Origin of the sequence: Sporosarcina aquimarina, assembly GCF_023715615.1 — a bacterium.
Classification (GTDB): Bacteria; Bacillota; Bacilli; order Bacillales_A; family Planococcaceae; genus Sporosarcina; species Sporosarcina aquimarina_A.
On record NZ_JAMBOM010000010.1, the window covers coordinates 43,477 to 59,008 of the forward strand.

Sequence of the window (15,532 nt, forward strand, 5' to 3'; positions counted from 1 at the left end):
CATTATTCAAACGAAAGGAAGGCAAACCAATGCGCAATATCTTCACGATTTTTAAGCGGGATGTGCGCAACATCTCTACAAACTGGGTAGCCGCGGTGCTGATTGGCGGCTTAATAGTCCTGCCTTCTTTGTACGCATGGCTCAATATTTATGCTTCTTCAGATCCATATGGCAGAACCGATAATTTGCCAATCGCTGTTGTCAATGAAGATAAGGGAGCGGATGTGCAAGAGAAACATATTGACACAGGGAAAGAAATCGTCTCAACACTCAAGAAAAATCCATCCATGGAGTGGCACTTTGTATCCCGAAAAGAAGCAATGGATGGAGTTGAGTACGGCGACTATTTTGCGGTCATGGTGTTACCAGAGAATTTGTCAGAACAACTTGCGTCAGTTGTATCTGGCAATCCTCAAAAAGCTGAAATCGACTACTTTGTCAATGAAAAATTAAACTCCATCGCACCGAAAATTACTGAAAAAGGTGCAACGGTGATTGTTGACCAGGTGAGTAGTCAATTCGTTTCCACTGTGAACGGTGTCATCTTTGACATGCTAAACAAACTTGGCCTTGAATTAGAACAAGACTTACCAGACGTTCAAAAATTCGAAAACTATGTGTTTGAAGCGGAAAAAAGTTTGCCAGAAATCTATGCTCTTCTAAATCGAGGATTAGGCGATGCGACAGATGCCCAAGCCATCATTCATGAAGCACAAGGCAAGTTGCCAGATGCAAAACAAATCACAGAGGATGGCCTTGGACAAATCAATCGAACATTAGGCTATTTAAACGAAGCAGAAAAGAAGTTAAATGAAATGTCTCCTAAAATTAAAGCTGATTTGAAAAAAGTAAGCGATATTTCTAATGAAGCAAACGATTTTTTAAAACAGTTACAAGGTGTTCAGTTGGACTTTACAGAGCTTGACAAAGCGAAAAAATCATTGGATGATCGGATGTCCGCAAGTATTGAACGGGTTGATGGCGTCAAGCAAGATCTAGTTCGTTTGAAGGAAGTGGTGCAACAATTACCAACACCGGATGAAAACCAGGATAACGAACAACAAACGACGCCCTCCTTATCCTCCCCAGACCTGTCAGGCAAACTGGATGATGCAATTACAAAAACAGACAATTTGAAGAAGCTGTTACAAGAAGCACAAACAAATGCCCGTACAGTGAACAGCGTCGTTACAGGTAAAGCTGAGGAATTGGATCAGGCAGTTGATGATTTACAAAAAATTGCCGGAAATACATCCGTTGAATTAGATGCCTTCATGAAAGAATATGTCAATACGATTGAACCGACTGTGAAAAAAGAAGTCGCTACAGCAAAAAGTACGCTCGGAAAGGCTAAAGGACTTCTAACTGAAATTCAATCCACCCTTCCAAAAGTGCAAACGATTCTTGGTAACTCAGATCGGGAATTGGCTAAAGGAAAAGAAACAATCGAAAAAGCTGTAACTGAGTATCCGTACGTATCTGAAAAAGTAAATCAATTAGCGGAGAAAATCCGTAGCATTCAAGGTGAAACGGATATTAATCAGATAATTGAATTGTTACAAAATGATCCGAATGCTGAAAAAACGTTCTTTGAAGAACCAATCCAATTAAAGGAAAATCGGTTATACTCGATTGAGAATTACGGAACGGGTATGACACCGTTCTATACAGTGCTCTCCCTCTGGGTCGGTTGTCTTCTTCTCATCTCTTTACTTTCTACGGATGTGCATGGAGAGGAGTTTACTACACGACAAGTCTACTTCGGACGTCTTCTGACATTCGGTTTGATCGGCTTACTGCAAATGTTCATTGTCGTTGCGGGAGACCTATTGTTGCTCGATGTTCATATTCGCGAACCATTTTGGTTTGTAGTGTTCGGAGTAATCATTAGCGTGGTCTTCATGTCAATTGTCTACACGCTCGTTTCTGTATTTGGTGACGTCGGTAAAGCCATGGCGATTGTCATGCTCGTTTTACAAATTGCAGGCTCAGGTGGAACGTATCCGGTTGTATTGCTACCCGACTTTTTCGGGATGATCAACCCGTTCTTACCGTTTACGTATGCCATTGACGTTATGCGTGAAGCGGTTGGTGGAATCGTTTGGGAACGAGTTGCAAAAGATTTGTCATTCCTAGCTTGCTGTTCGATTGCGTTTATCCTGTTCGGTGCACTGCTCAAAGAGCGCATTAATAAAGGAACAAATAAGCTATTGAAAAAATCGAAAGAAGCTGGGATTTTCCATTAACTAAAAAAGCACTTCAGCTGTCGATTGACAGTTGAAGTGCTTTTTGTATGAACACATGTCTACTTTTCAAATTTGAAGAAGATGCCTAGCACTGCCCCGAAAATTGCATGACCCAGTACCCAATAGAGAAAAGCTAAACCATCAGTAAGTTCTGGTGTGCGATCGGATAATGCTGTAGTTGGAAATAATGCGATCCCGATGATGACGCTACCTACCGCACAAATCGGAAGTGCTCTTTTTTTCCACGATGGACGCAGTTGAAACAGCAAATAAAACCCAAGTGCAACTGCAATCGAGACGATAAGGTGAAAGAACACTTCTACCCATTCTGGGAAGGCGATATCCCCCACAATAGGTATGTAATCGACATTGAGCAAGAATGTGTACACTTTCTCGCCTGTAGCATACTCAATCCATTTGAATAAGAATGGTAGGATCAACCCGCCAATTAGCCCATAGCTAACTGCCCAAAGAATCCGTTTCAAGCTGAGCCCTCTTTTTTGCCTTTTATGAGCGCATAGGCATCAAGAGCACGGGCTCGAGCGGTTGAATGGTCAACAATCGGGAACGGATAAGTCTCACCAAGGATAACCCCTGCACCAACCAGAACATCTTCAGGGACATTATGAGGTTCATGGAGGAATACATCTGGGAGTGCAGCTAATTCAGGAACCCACTTCCTAATATAAGCTCCATTTTTATCGAATTTCTTACTTTGCATTGTCGGATTAAATATTCTAAAATACGGTGCCGCATCAAATCCAGAACCTGCTACCCACTGCCACCCTAATGTATTGTTAGCGACGTCAAAGTCGACGAGCGTTTCACGAAACCACTCCGCTCCTAACCGCCAATCAATTAGCAAGTGTTTAATAAGGAAGGATGCGACAACCATTCTCACACGGTTATGGATCGTCCCTGTTTCCCATAATTCACGCATCCCTGCATCAACGAGAGGGTAGCCAGTCTTCCCTTTCTTCCACGCACTCAGTCCTTCTGAATCTTCAAGCCAAGGAAAATGGAGAAACTCTGAACGTAACGGTCGCTCTGTAATGTCCGGAAAATGATACAGCTGGTAGTACGAAAATTCTCGCCATGCAAGCTGCCTAAGGAATGCTTCGGGCTGAGGTGCAATCCCTTCTTCCTGCGCATTTCTTACAGCATGCCAAAGAGCTCGTATGCTCATATTTCCAGATGCTAAAAAACCGGACAGTCTGGAGGTACCGTACATTGCTGGGAAGTCACGTTTGGATTCATATTGCTTTAGTCTTTTGTCGCGAAAGTTTTCCCATTGTTCAAAAGAAGCAGTTTCGCCGGGTGTCCATTCTTCTTGAAGTGAGGCATCCCAATCAATCGAAGACCGTAAACCTGATTGTTCCAATGGTATTGTTTCTGGATACACTTGAACCCAGCTCGTCAATGTGGTGGGTGCAGGCATCGGCCACGGAATCGTCTGTTGCTGTAAAGATTTCCAAAACGCACCAAAGACTTTATACGGCTGACCAGTACCTGTTTTTAAAAGGGTAGGCTCCAGCAACATATTCGAAGGAAAACGTTGAATGTCTATTTCCGATAAGGATACTGTTTCAAGCAAGTCCACTTCTTCTCTTCGGGAAACGGGATCTACTTGTCCATTAAAGTAGATAGCATCTGCTTGGGTTTCGGTTGCGAGTCTAAATAAAACTCTTGAGGCGGGTCCTTTTAAAATTGTCAATGCGATTCCTAACTCCAAGAGCTGTTGCTCAAGGTGCTTAAGGGATTCATACACCCACCAATCCGCAGCCGTCGGTGACGTATGGTCCGGGAGAACGAATACAGGAAGCACTTGACCACATTCTGACGCCTTGTTTAAAGCAGGATGATCATGCAGGCGTAAATCATTTCTGAACCAGACAATTGTTTTCAAAAAAGCCCTCCTAAAAAAGGGCCGCACTTTATGGCGGCCCTTGAACTAATCTTATTATAGCGGTGATAGGGCTGGTTTTCCAAAAAAGTAACCTTGAAAAAGCTGGTAGCCTTTCTTCTTTAACCACTCGAAATCTTCTTCCCTTTCGATTCCTTCAGCAAGTGGAACAGAACCGCTCTCTTTAGCTTTCATCAAGAATAACTCTGCATTTTTTTGTTTTTTCACGTCCAATGAGACACCATCTACAAATGATCGATCCAGCTTCATATAATGTGGCTTTAAATCTGATAATAATTCCACTGTACTATAACCTTCCCCTACATCATCAAGTGCATAATTGAATCCTTTGTCTCGATAATATCTTAATATTGTTTTTAAGTGTTCAACATCATCTACTTTGTCTGTCTCAACAACTTCAAAGACAAGTTGGAATGGGTCGATATTGAACTGTTCAGCCACTGCAACGGTCGATTGCAAACAAAACTCAGGTGAATATATTGATGTAGGTACAAAGTTGATGAAGGCTTTTTTATTAATAAGAGGTGCTGCATGACGCACTGCAGTAATCCGACATAACCGATCGAGTGCGTAAAGTCTTCCACGTGACCTAGCCGCCGCAAATGCTTCATCTGGATAAATCATACGCCCATCAGGCGAATGGAATCGAGCCAATAGCTCGTAGCCAAAAACAGCGCGTTCTGCGTCAACTATCGGCTGATAAAAGGAAATGACGCGTTCTTGTTGGATGAGATCATCAATCCACTGTGAAGTGAACACTTCATCAACTTCTATGAGGGACCTCCAAGTTCCCTCTCCAGATATCCTAAAGTATAATTTCTTCATATCTAAAAAATCTCGTGCGAAGTCAGTTAAATCTCGAAGACCAGATTCATTAACGGTAAATACAGAGCTATTCTCCTCGTTAAAAGTCCCCAGAGCATGCAGTCGTTCCATGTGCTCTAGTAGCATATTGCACTGTGTTCGGTCATCCACCCTTACTTCTATTTGTAAGTCAGTTACTAAACATGTCGTTTTACAAGTCAATTCAAACCCTCCGTCCTATTCCGCATTTCGAATCACCTAATTAATAATTAATTGTAATCGATTACTCCTAGTTATGGCAAGCATCAGACTACGAAATGCCTATGGAAAACAAAAAATAACAGCATGCCCCATGGTACTTTTAGGGACATGCTGTTATTCAAGATTTATATGTCGAATTACGTAGGTAAACCTGTTCCCGTTGTATCTGTAGTTTTAGGCTTTGGTCGTTCCGTTTGTACTTCAACAGTGGTATCCACTTCAGACTCTATCGTCTTCCCGAGCATATAATATTCTGTTTCTTCCTGAGTTAGACTATTATAGCGCTTTTGGATGACACTATAGAAAATTCCTCCAAGTACTGCCCAACAGACTAACAAAATATAAGATGGTGTTGTCAGCGAAGCTGGAGAAAATGGAACGAGCAATAATAGTAAGAACGCGATACTAGCTACAATTCCGAATAACGCGAGTCCTTTTTTAATAGGAGCGATTTCCCTATTGGCTTCTTCTGCTCCCCAAGCAAGTACTTTATACGCCGCGATGCACGTAAATAAGTACGCTACAGTTACTCCTGTAGAAGACATGTCCACGATCCATGAAAGTGCTTGGCGACCGAACCAAGGAGTAGGAAGAGTAATGAGTGTTACAAACCAAATGCCCCATACGGGCGTCTGATTCTTTTTCGAAATCGTTCTAAACATGTCCGGTAATGCTCGAGCACGAGCCATAGAGAAAAGAAGACGACTGGATGACATATAGAATCCGTTTAGGCCAGTAAAGATTCCCATCATAATCGCAACTGCCATAATAATGAGTCCACCATATCCAAGTGCGGAATTCACGACTTCACCTGTCAACCAAAGGCTACCATCTCCTACTGATGAACCAGTAGGGAATGTCCACGCTGTTAAGCCAATCATTACAGCATATATAAGGAAGGATGCAAATAATGAAGCTACAATGAGCATCGTCGCTTTTCGAGGTGAGAAATTAAACTCTTCTGCTGCTTGTGGAACATTGTCGAATCCGACATATGCCCAAGGTGCAATTGCCAATATGACAAGAATCGATGTTAAAATGGATTGGTTGCTGCTAAAAAGAGGTTTCATATTTTCAAATGGAGCTTCTGTTATGCCAAATGTAAACGCCCCGAGCACTACAACACCTGTAACTAATAGAATACTGAAGTAAAACTGAATACGTCCTGAAATGTTAGTTCCTGTTGAGTTAATGAAAGCAAACAACAAGATGATTATTGAAGATATTATAACCTCCGGCAAATAGACATCCCAGCCTGCAACACTATATAGATAGAATTGCTTCATAAAACCAGGTGCTAAGAACTTAAGAAGTAATGAAAATGCTGAAGCGTTTAATGCGACAATTGATATGTATCCAAGTGATAGAAACCACCCGCATATAAATGCCCAAATTTTACCTGCTCCAATAAAGGCGTATGTAAACCCGCCTCCGGATACTGGGAATTTCTTAATCATTACCCCATAGCTAGATGCGATGACCATCATCACTAGCGCTCCGATTAGCAAACCAATCATGGCGCCTAGTGGTCCTGATTCCCCAATCCAATCACCTGGAAGAATAAAGGCTCCCCACCCAACGGATGATCCTAGCGCAATTGCGAAGACCCATGATGGTTTAAGCGTTTTCGTTAACTTTCTGCGCTTCTGATGCGCATCTGTCTGATCCATATGTAAGTTCCCCCTAAAAAATCTTTCTTAGATTTATTCCCTACTCGGCAGAACTAAAACCTATTATTCGGGAAAAAATAAAATTAGAATTCACTACATCTAAATGTGTGGGTAAGAAACGTTTTGTGAAGGAGTAAAAGGTTTCAGAAAACATGGTGCGGGTATTCTCAGACTAGCAACGAAATCTAATAGAAAAAATTTCAGGAGGCGGTTTAACATGGTAAAGCGACAAGTAGTAGGCTACTATGAAAGTGAAAATGATGCGATTCTAGCAATTGAAGACTTGAAAAGACAAGGCTATTCATCAGATGAAATTTCAGTGATTAGTAAAGAGCGTGAACATGTTAACACTGTAGTTGAAGAAACTGGAACACATGCAACGGATGGTGCGGCAACAGGAGCCGCGACAGGCGGTGTCTTAGGTGGACTTGGCGGTGTATTAGCAGGTATTGGAGCGCTTGCGATTCCTGGTATCGGTCCAATTATCGCTGCTGGCCCGATTGTTGCAGGAATTACGGGTGCTGCTGCAGGTGCGGGTGTTGGTGGTTTAGCTGGTGCTCTCATTGGTATGGGGATTCCTGAAGAAGAAGCCTACCAATACAATAATCATTTCGATGAAGGTAAAATTCTTGTTCTTGTGGATGGGGATTATCCACGTAGAGCTGATCATGATCTAGATGAATACAACCGTACCCTTCTATAAGGAAGCGGTTCTCTCCCCCTTTTCCATTTTCTGGAAAGGGGGTTTTTGTGTGGGCATCGAAAAACGGTGCGAGGCGTGCTATACTGTAGCAATGGCATGGAAAGAACGGAGGCGGAATGGAATATGCAATATAATCAGCAAAAGATGGCACAGCTTGTGAAAAAGGAGCCAGAGCTATCTACACGGTTGACTCAGATTATGAAGGAGCACGAATTGGAGCGGGCTTTTGCGTTGAAGGCGCTGTATCACGCGGAAGTGAAGGATAGCGGACGGTTTATGAAGCCGTATCAGGAGTTGTAAGACATAAAAGCACGGACATCCCATTTTTGAAGGGGTGTCCGTGCTTTTTCAATTAGTATAAATTGTAGACTGTGTTGACTTCCACTTCAGACGGACACTTTCCGCGGGCTCGAACTCAGCCTCCTCGATCGCTTCGCTCACTGCGGGGTCTTCGTCCTTCGCTGATTCCGCAGGAGTCGCCGTCTTCCGTTTCAATCAACGGAGATTGTTAACGATAGCATATTCATCTGAATCAGTTATTAATAGTAAGGAGAGATTAAGAGATAGACTAGGACGCCGGTAAAGCTGACGTAGAGCCAGATGGGCATGGTGAAACGGACGATTTTTCGATGACGTTCGATTTCTCCATTCCATGCACGTGCTACGCTTGTTAAAGCTAGTGGTACGATTGCTGCTGCTAAGAGGATGTGCGTAATTAGGATGAAAAAGTAGAATCCTTTCATGAATCCGCTGCCACCGAATGGTGTCGATTCCGCCAAGAAGTGATACATTACATAGGTGATCAGGAAGAAGAATGTCGTCACGAATGCTGCGTATATGAATCGCTTATGTACCGTGATATTGCGTTTTTTAATGGCGATCAAAGCCCCTACCAGAAACAGAAATGTAAAGGTATTGAAGATCGCATTGAGCATCGGAAGAATTGTAATATCAAATGCATCAAAGTTTTCGACTCCAGGTATTCCTGAAAGAATCCCGATTGCACCGATTAGAATGACCGATACAATGATGATGAACGGCTTATAATTCCGCTTTTTTATAGGCGTTTCAATTGTAGAAGACGCGTTTTTCAATGTTACCACTCCATTGCTAGTAAATTGTCGTACCTTTCCAGTTTACCATATGAGGAAAGGCCGAGCCACTTCACATTAGCCTAAAGTGCGCGCTAAGAATGCTTTTGTGCGATCATGTGTCGGATTTGTTAACATCGTAGCTGGCACGCCTTCTTCGACAATTTGTCCGTCTGCCATGAACAACGCTTTCGTTGCGACATCTTTCGCGAATGACATTTCGTGTGTCACGACAATCATCGTCATATTCTCTTCTGCCAACTTTTTCATAACTTCGAGCACTTCCCCCGTCAATTCTGGATCGAGTGCAGAGGTCGGTTCATCGAACAACAGAATCTCAGGCTCCATCATAAGTGCGCGAGCAATCGCAACGCGTTGTTTTTGCCCACCTGACAAATTAGCAGGATACGCATTGACTTTATCCGCAAGACCGACTTTTGCTAGAAGTTCAGTAATCCGTCCAGCAAGTTTCTCCTTTGGCTCTCCCTTAACAAGTTTCGGTGCGAGTGCTAGGTTTTGTTTAACTGTTAAGTGTGGGAACAAGTTAAAATGTTGGAACACCATCCCAATCCGTCTACCTATCTTACGGATTTCAGGAGTGCTTACATAAACGCCTTCATTTACGAGCGCTTCCCCGTCGATTCGGATGGTTCCCCCTTCAATTTCTTCAAGGTGAGCTAGACTTCTAAGCATTGTACTTTTCCCTGATCCGGATGGTCCAATGACCGCTACCACTTCGTTCTTCTCAACCTGGAATGTGATCTGTTTTAAGACTTCTATATCCCCAAATGATTTTTTCATATCGATTACTTCAATCAATGCCATTGCTTTTCACCTTCCTCATACATAATGGAATCGTCGTTCCAACCACTTGAACACGAGTGTCAAAACCGCTGTTATCAGTAGATAGATTACGCCTGCCATGACAAATGGAACAATCGTAAAGTCTCGGTTTACTGCCGTTTGCGCAAAATGAAGCAGTTCCGGAACAGCAACAGCATACAACAACGCCGTATCTTTCACGAGTGTCACCGATTCGTTCGCAAGAGCAGGAAGCGCAATGCGAATCATTTGAGGAATGACAATCCGTGTCGTCGTCTGCCATTTGTTCAACCCGAGTACTTGGGCTGCTTCGTATTGTCCTTTATCAATAGATAGTAAACCACCGCGGAAGATTTCTGCGAAATATGCTGCGTAATTCAGTACGAAAGCGAGGGCAGCCGCAGCGAAGCGATCCATAACTAAGTATTCCCCGATGACAGGGATAAGTGGCAACCCGAACACGAAGAACAATAATTGCAGTAAGAGCGGCGTTCCTCGCATGAGATAGATATACGTATTCGCTAACCACGATAGCGGTTTAAACTTACTGTTTACCGCGAGAGTAAGCAAGAAGCCGAGTGGGATCGAAGCAACGATTGCGATAACAAATAATAGAATCGTTGCCTTAGCCCCTTCGAGCATTGGTTTTAAAATCGATAATAAATAATCTGGCGACATGAGAATCCCTCCAACCTAACTAGAAACCGTGACTTACTTCAGTACTTTGTTTTCACCAAACCACGTTTCGGAAATTTGTGCTGCTGTTCCATCTTCATTCATCGTATCTAATGCATCCTGCAGTTTTTTCAATAACTCCTCGTTCCCCTTTTTCACACCAACACCGTATTCTTCAGGAGCGAGCGTTTCGTCGAGGACTTTAAATTTACCTTCTTCTTTAGACATGTAATAGTCAATTACAACTTCATCGATAATAACTGCTTCTACTCTCTTACTCTTTAAATCAGAAAGTGCTAATACATTATCAGCAAATTCCGTTTTGTTCTTAACTTTCTCTGCGATTGGATTTGCTTCTAATGCGTCAGCTGCTGAAGACAATGCTTGAAGACCAACTGTTTTACCTTCGAGATCACTTAGTGATTGAATGTTTGAATCCTTAAGCACTGCAACTACTTGAGCGTTGCTTAAATATGGCTTTGTAAAGAGTACTTTCTTCTTACGATCATCTGTAATCGTATAGCCATTCCAGATAAGATCGATGCGTCCACTAGCCAATTCTGTTTCTTTTGCTTTCCAGTCTATTGGCTGGAATTTTGCTTTCATGCCCATGTGTTCAGCTGCAGCTTTCGCATAGTCGATGTCAAAACCAGTGAGCTCATTCCCTTCATCTCGGAATCCCATTGGTGCGAATTTATCATCCACCCCGATGATTAATTCCTTTTCATCGTTTGCTGCTTCTTTAGAATTCCCACATCCAGCTAACAGTGCAATGATACCAAGTCCGGCTAACGCAACTTTCATTTTTTTCATTTTCATATTGTCTTCCTCCGCTTCATCGCTTTAGTCTGTTAAAGTAATAATAGGATAGCACACAATTTAAAGAATGCAAAGCATTAGCTATGAAAATACGGTTTCTTTTTTTGGAACCGTTTTCATTGAAACTCGTATATACTAGAAGAAACAGGAAGGAGGTTCGACTATGGATCCTTTTGACAATTCATTTTTTGGCGGAATCCCTATTTTTTTCGCAATTTTCTTCTGCATTATAGTAGGAATCATTCTTTTCACTTTCATAAAAGGAGCAGCAGAATGGGGGAAAAACAACAACTCTCCTCAACTCACGGTTGCTGCACATGTGAAAACGAAACGAACGGAAACTTCCGGCGGAACTGGTGATACAGGAGCGAGTACTTACTACTATGTGACTTTTGAATATGAAAGTGGCGACCGGCAGGAGTTTCAAATGAGAGGGAATCAGTACGGCATGTTAGCTGAAGGTGATATTGGTAAATTAACTTTTCAAGGTACTCGTTTTCTTGGATTTGAACGTGTACATTCTTAAAAAACGGTTCCCCATCTACTGGAGAACCGTTTTTTAGTTATTGAATAACAGGTCGCTTTTTACGGCCAATCAACAAGTATAGGATAAGCGCAACGACGATTAATCCTGAAAGAATCATATATAAATCACGGTAGCCAACTGCAGTTGCTACACCACCTAAGAAGTAAGGACCCAATCCAAATCCAAAGTCTAGGAAGATATAGAATGTAGACGTTGCAATTCCTATTCGTTTAATAGGAACACCAATAAGAGCGATTGCCTGAGCACAAGATTGGAAATTCCCGAAACCTAAGCCAATTATAGCGCCAGCAATTAGCAGGATGATTCCAGTATGTGTCTGACTAAGTAGTAATAAACCGCCTGCAAACAAAATCAATGCAGGAACTACAACAAATGTCCCGCCTTTACGGTCAAGCAATTTTCCAGAAAACGGACGGGAAACTAAGATGGCAACGGCGTAGACTAGGAAGAAGAAGCTCGCTGTATCGACAAGGTTTGCCTCTTTTGCGTAAAACGACAAGAACGACAGAACACCTGAATATGCAATTCCTGCAAGCAACGTGATTACCGCAATCGGTATCGCAGATTTTTCGATGTAATTTGCAAGTCCTTTTGGTGCATTCTTTGGTTCGCTTATCTCTTGTGGTGCTTCTTCTGGACGTTTATCGACAAAGAAAAACATTCCGAGACCAATAATACTTAATACTAAACTGAATACGAAAATCCATGTAAAGTCGGTATGTTGACTTAAGTAAATACCGAAAAATGGTCCGATTGCTGTCGCAAGTACGGTACTCAAACTAAAGTATCCAATACCCTCACCTCGTCGTGATGGTGGTATAATTTGCGCTACCATTGTACCGGTTGCGGTCGAAGCAATGCCGAGCCCAATTCCGTGGATGAAACGTACAAGTAAAAGAATCGGTAACGAGTGTGCAGTAAAATATAGTGCAATGGCTATGACTGATATAATCATACCAATCAGTAAGATGCGACGGCTACCTATGCTTTCAATAACACGACCTGTTGCAAGCCGGGCAGATAATGTTCCGATGATGAAAATCCCGGAAACTAGTCCGGCCATACTAGCGGATGCTCCATATTCGTCAACTGCAAATGGTGCAATTGTTACGATAAGCATATACATAACAATCATTATAAAGAAGTTAATGATTGAGATAAAAATAAAGTCTTTTGTCCATAAGTTTTTCTTGTCTTCCATAAAGCGACCCTCTCCGTTAGTTGATAAGATTTTCGTACGCCTGATCGAGCAGCTGCTTAGCATCCTGTATACCTTCTTCAGGAATTCCAGCTAAGATCTGTTCGTAAAACGGTAGCAATTCCGCTTGAATCTCAGCGGTGATTCGCTCCCCTTCTCTTGAGAGCTTTAACAATTTTTCACGCTTATCTTGCCCTTGTGTAACATCCAGATAACCGATTTCATGAAGACGTTTCACTACTTTTGTAACAGACGGTTTTTCAATCATCTGTTCCTCCGCAATTTCTGCAGAAGTCATCTCCCCTTCTCTCGAAAGTAAACTGAGAATGGTCCATTGTGCGTTGTACAAATCATAATGCAACAGCAGTTTATTGAGTTGGTTCACCAAAGGACGATATAGTTTGATAAAACTTCTGAAGAATTGATGTTCCAAATGCATTACTTCGCCTCCCTTTAAGGCTAATATAGTTAGTTACCCTATCTAACTATATTAGTATACGCTCTGAAATTTCATTTGTAAACGATAGCGTTTTATAATTTGATCCTTATTTCTATTTTCGACAATCCCCCTTTTTTGAATAAATTGTTGTGTGATTTTGCGAAATTAATCAAAATTCGACTCCCAATAGTAGGAAGTCGATTCGTAAGCGGATTCAATTCTTAGTATGCAGACCAGCCATTATCTGCTTGCATGATAACACCGTTTACATAAGAGGATTCATCAGATGCTAAGAACAACGCGATGTTCGCGATCTCTTCTTTCGTCCCAGGACGGCTCAATTGGCTAACGCCTTTCATTGCTTGTTCCATACCGTGCTTGTCGGGTTGTACTAAGTTGTTTGTGATATTTGTGGGAATTTGAGCGGGTGCAATCGCGTTACAGCGAATGTTTAAATGTGCATAATGAGATGCAACGTTTTTTGTCATCCCTGCAACCGCATGTTTAGAGGCTGTATAGGCAAGCCCACCTCGTCCGCCTGTTAGTGCGGAAATGGACGCCATATTAACAATTACGCCAGCTTTCTTTTCTTCAAAGATGGAAAGGGCTTTACGTGTTGCACGCATGACACCGGTAGTATTAATTGCTAATACTTTGTCCCATACATCATCTGTAATCGTTGCGGCGGAATACATGTTGTCCATAATTCCTGCATTGTTAACAAGGATATCGAGTGTGCCGAAGGTCTCGACAGCTGTATCGATCATGAGCTGAACATCTTCTTCAGCAGTAACATTGGTTTTCACCGCAAGCGCTTCTCCCCCAGCTGCTTTAATCGTTTGAACGGTTTCTTCCGCACCTACCATATTCATGTCTGCGATGACAATCTTTGCACCTTCACGTGCATACAGTTCTGCGATTTCACGACCTAGTCCAGAACCTGCACCAGTTACAACTGCCACTTTGTTTTCTAAACGATTCAACTTAACCGCCTCCAATAATAATGTTCGTTTCATCATTTCTCAGTATACGCTTTAATGTTTAACTATTAAAATAATTTGATTTACTGGTGGAGGTCAATCGAGTGGTTGCTGATATGAGAAATATGCCGTATACTAATATAGTTAAATCCCAAATGTCTCAGTAGCTCAGGGGATAGAGCAACAGCCTCCTAAGCTGTGGGTCGCAGGTTCGATTCCTGCCTGGGACGTATCTTGAAAAGCGCTATACCATGGTCTTTATATCTTTTTCAGACACAAACACAAGCCTTCTGATATAGCGTTTTGTACCCAAATTTTGCCCGATTTGAATTTTAATAATACAAAGTGAAAAGAGGAGGCATCTGCCCCCTCTTCTTTTTATTCTTCTGCTTCAGTTGCAAATCCATGTTCTTTCAAAAACCATATAAGCGTACGTTTAATATTTTCTTTTTCAAAATCACCATCTCTCCAACCTTCACAAACTAAACTAACTCCAACTGATCCCATTATTTTCTTCATTGCGTTAATATATAGATCATTATCCTCGTCACATGTATGCTTTAAATCAATATTTCTAATTAACATCGTAATTGCATCTACTATTGCATCCAGTGTGGTCCCTCTTTCGAATCAATAGCTACATCAAGATTAAATTCTCCCGTTTCTAAATCACCTGAAGTAAAACGAAGTTGATTTGTCACGTATAACCCTTCTTTCTTTAAATTAATTGTTTCTTGTTTGGCATCTGACAAAATTTTATGTAATCACTGAAGTTGTCGGTTATCGATAAGTAAATCAGCTGGTCCATGTAGTTTGAGTAGAAGATCTAACGTGGAAATTTCTCTGAAATCCAACAAAAAGTTATAATCTTCCTCTGCTGAAGCAAACGCTAAAGACTCAAGAGAACTTTCAAATAAGTATGAATGTCTTTTTCTTAAATACAAATCGATATGAAGAACGCAGTGTTCAAGACAATTATAAGTTTATGGTTTCATGTTTCTACCGAGAATGACAATCGCGAAATAATCCTGTTCTTTGTTAATGATTTGCGTTAAAAATATTAAATGCTTCGTTACAATCGTATTGTTACACACCATCATTGCCACCTCCTTTAACTTTATTATAAGGAACATATATTCCTATTTCGAGAGGTGACTTAAATGTTTTTTGTAATTTTTAGTTTTTTTATATTTGGATATGTTAGACTATATTTTCAAATACATTTCATAGGAGCATTCCTGTTAGAAGCTTTTTCGGGGACTTGAATAGAAAAAGCCCTCTTGGTATGATGCGGGGTGTCAAATCTGCACGAATTGACCCCTAATTTGCATACCAAGGAGGACTCATCATGAA

The 15,532-nt window shown here is 41.6% G+C and carries 17 protein-coding genes and 1 tRNA gene; 5 read left to right on the plus strand and 13 right to left on the minus strand.

All coding sequences use genetic code 11. The features are described 5' to 3' along the window. The first annotated feature begins 29 nt into the window (after positions 1 to 29). Positions 30 to 2,246 (plus strand): YhgE/Pip domain-containing protein, encoded by a 2,217-nt coding sequence (locus M3197_RS16500; RefSeq protein ID WP_251662900.1) that lies wholly within the window; start codon positions 30 to 32, stop codon positions 2,244 to 2,246. Positions 2,247 to 2,305: 59 nt separating this feature from the next. On the opposite strand, the gene M3197_RS16505 is transcribed toward M3197_RS16500, so the two are convergent. The 4 genes from M3197_RS16505 to M3197_RS16520 all read right to left on the minus strand — a co-directional run bounded on the left by M3197_RS16505 (position 2,306) and on the right by M3197_RS16520 (position 6,905). Continuing rightward, complete coding sequence (locus M3197_RS16505; RefSeq protein ID WP_251662902.1) at positions 2,306 to 2,731, minus strand: hypothetical protein; 426 nt, start codon at positions 2,729 to 2,731, stop codon at positions 2,306 to 2,308. Continuing rightward, on the minus strand, positions 2,728 to 4,152 hold the full coding sequence (locus M3197_RS16510; protein WP_251662903.1) for a cryptochrome/photolyase family protein: 1,425 nt from the start codon (positions 4,150 to 4,152) through the stop codon (positions 2,728 to 2,730). Before M3197_RS16510 ends, M3197_RS16505 begins: the two co-directional genes overlap by 4 nt. Before the next feature lie 54 nt (positions 4,153 to 4,206). After that, on the minus strand, positions 4,207 to 5,196 hold the full coding sequence (locus M3197_RS16515) for an EAL domain-containing protein (protein WP_251662904.1): 990 nt from the start codon (positions 5,194 to 5,196) through the stop codon (positions 4,207 to 4,209). 176 nt (positions 5,197 to 5,372) lie between these two features. Continuing rightward, positions 5,373 to 6,905, minus strand: coding sequence for an APC family permease (locus tag M3197_RS16520; protein WP_251662905.1), 1,533 nt, complete (start codon positions 6,903 to 6,905; stop codon positions 5,373 to 5,375). Positions 6,906 to 7,122: 217 nt separating this feature from the next. Between M3197_RS16520 and M3197_RS16525 the strand changes: the two genes are divergently transcribed. Continuing rightward, positions 7,123 to 7,608, plus strand: coding sequence for a general stress protein (locus M3197_RS16525; protein ID WP_025784424.1), 486 nt, complete (start codon positions 7,123 to 7,125; stop codon positions 7,606 to 7,608). Positions 7,609 to 7,704: 96 nt separating this feature from the next. Next, complete coding sequence (locus M3197_RS16530) at positions 7,705 to 7,908, plus strand: hypothetical protein (protein WP_432814012.1); 204 nt, start codon at positions 7,705 to 7,707, stop codon at positions 7,906 to 7,908. Positions 7,909 to 8,147: 239 nt separating this feature from the next. On the opposite strand, the gene M3197_RS16535 is transcribed toward M3197_RS16530, so the two are convergent. The 4 genes from M3197_RS16535 to M3197_RS16550 all read right to left on the minus strand — a co-directional run bounded on the left by M3197_RS16535 (position 8,148) and on the right by M3197_RS16550 (position 11,009). Beyond that, positions 8,148 to 8,702: a DUF420 domain-containing protein gene (locus tag M3197_RS16535; RefSeq protein WP_025784423.1), complete on the minus strand. Its 555-nt coding sequence runs from the start codon at positions 8,700 to 8,702 to the stop codon at positions 8,148 to 8,150. Between the two features lie 75 nt (positions 8,703 to 8,777). Further along, positions 8,778 to 9,524, minus strand: a complete 747-nt coding sequence (locus M3197_RS16540) for an amino acid ABC transporter ATP-binding protein (protein WP_251662906.1) — start codon at positions 9,522 to 9,524, stop codon at positions 8,778 to 8,780. 15 nt (positions 9,525 to 9,539) lie between these two features. Next, positions 9,540 to 10,199 (minus strand): amino acid ABC transporter permease, encoded by a 660-nt coding sequence (locus tag M3197_RS16545; RefSeq protein ID WP_251662907.1) that lies wholly within the window; start codon positions 10,197 to 10,199, stop codon positions 9,540 to 9,542. A 33-nt stretch (positions 10,200 to 10,232) separates the two neighbouring features. Then, positions 10,233 to 11,009: an amino acid ABC transporter substrate-binding protein gene (locus tag M3197_RS16550; RefSeq protein ID WP_251662918.1), complete on the minus strand. Its 777-nt coding sequence runs from the start codon at positions 11,007 to 11,009 to the stop codon at positions 10,233 to 10,235. Between the two features lie 169 nt (positions 11,010 to 11,178). Between M3197_RS16550 and M3197_RS16555 the strand changes: the two genes are divergently transcribed. Continuing rightward, positions 11,179 to 11,541, plus strand: coding sequence for a DUF2500 domain-containing protein (locus tag M3197_RS16555; protein WP_251662908.1), 363 nt, complete (start codon positions 11,179 to 11,181; stop codon positions 11,539 to 11,541). A gap of 37 nt (positions 11,542 to 11,578) precedes the next feature. Here the strand turns inward: M3197_RS16555 and M3197_RS16560 are convergent, their stop codons facing one another. The 3 genes from M3197_RS16560 to M3197_RS16570 all read right to left on the minus strand — a co-directional run bounded on the left by M3197_RS16560 (position 11,579) and on the right by M3197_RS16570 (position 14,182). Next, positions 11,579 to 12,763 (minus strand): MFS transporter, encoded by a 1,185-nt coding sequence (locus M3197_RS16560; protein WP_251662909.1) that lies wholly within the window; start codon positions 12,761 to 12,763, stop codon positions 11,579 to 11,581. 16 nt (positions 12,764 to 12,779) lie between these two features. Then, on the minus strand, positions 12,780 to 13,199 hold the full coding sequence (locus M3197_RS16565; RefSeq protein WP_251662910.1) for a MarR family winged helix-turn-helix transcriptional regulator: 420 nt from the start codon (positions 13,197 to 13,199) through the stop codon (positions 12,780 to 12,782). A 221-nt stretch (positions 13,200 to 13,420) separates the two neighbouring features. Further along, positions 13,421 to 14,182 (minus strand): glucose 1-dehydrogenase, encoded by a 762-nt coding sequence (locus tag M3197_RS16570; protein WP_251662919.1) that lies wholly within the window; start codon positions 14,180 to 14,182, stop codon positions 13,421 to 13,423. Between the two features lie 154 nt (positions 14,183 to 14,336). On the opposite strand from M3197_RS16570, the gene M3197_RS16575 reads away from it, so the two are divergent. Continuing rightward, a tRNA-Arg gene (locus M3197_RS16575) sits at positions 14,337 to 14,409 on the plus strand. A 148-nt stretch (positions 14,410 to 14,557) separates the two neighbouring features. Here the strand turns inward: M3197_RS16575 and M3197_RS16580 are convergent. Further along, positions 14,558 to 14,764 (minus strand): hypothetical protein, encoded by a 207-nt coding sequence (locus M3197_RS16580; RefSeq protein WP_251662911.1) that lies wholly within the window; start codon positions 14,762 to 14,764, stop codon positions 14,558 to 14,560. A gap of 14 nt (positions 14,765 to 14,778) precedes the next feature. Continuing rightward, positions 14,779 to 14,931 (minus strand): hypothetical protein, encoded by a 153-nt coding sequence (locus tag M3197_RS16585; protein WP_251662912.1) that lies wholly within the window; start codon positions 14,929 to 14,931, stop codon positions 14,779 to 14,781. Between the last annotated feature and the right edge of the window lie 601 nt (positions 14,932 to 15,532).

What these genes read in the sequence shown, in the direction of transcription:
- M3197_RS16500 (WP_251662900.1), top strand. Translation starts at nt 30, where the DNA reads ATGCGCAATATCTTCACGATTTTTAAGCGGGATGTGCGCAACATCTCT.
- M3197_RS16520 (WP_251662905.1), bottom strand. Translation starts at nt 6,905, where the DNA reads ATGGATCAGACAGATGCGCATCAGAAGCGCAGAAAGTTAACGAAAACG.
- M3197_RS16525 (WP_025784424.1), top strand. Translation starts at nt 7,123, where the DNA reads ATGGTAAAGCGACAAGTAGTAGGCTACTATGAAAGTGAAAATGATGCG.
- M3197_RS16530 (WP_432814012.1), top strand. Translation starts at nt 7,705, where the DNA reads ATGGAAAGAACGGAGGCGGAATGGAATATGCAATATAATCAGCAAAAG.
- M3197_RS16540 (WP_251662906.1), bottom strand. Translation starts at nt 9,524, where the DNA reads ATGGCATTGATTGAAGTAATCGATATGAAAAAATCATTTGGGGATATA.
- M3197_RS16545 (WP_251662907.1), bottom strand. Translation starts at nt 10,199, where the DNA reads ATGTCGCCAGATTATTTATTATCGATTTTAAAACCAATGCTCGAAGGG.
- M3197_RS16550 (WP_251662918.1), bottom strand. Translation starts at nt 11,009, where the DNA reads ATGAAAAAAATGAAAGTTGCGTTAGCCGGACTTGGTATCATTGCACTG.
- M3197_RS16555 (WP_251662908.1), top strand. Translation starts at nt 11,179, where the DNA reads ATGGATCCTTTTGACAATTCATTTTTTGGCGGAATCCCTATTTTTTTC.
- M3197_RS16560 (WP_251662909.1), bottom strand. Translation starts at nt 12,763, where the DNA reads ATGGAAGACAAGAAAAACTTATGGACAAAAGACTTTATTTTTATCTCA.
- M3197_RS16565 (WP_251662910.1), bottom strand. Translation starts at nt 13,199, where the DNA reads ATGCATTTGGAACATCAATTCTTCAGAAGTTTTATCAAACTATATCGT.
- M3197_RS16580 (WP_251662911.1), bottom strand. Translation starts at nt 14,764, where the DNA reads ATGTTAATTAGAAATATTGATTTAAAGCATACATGTGACGAGGATAAT.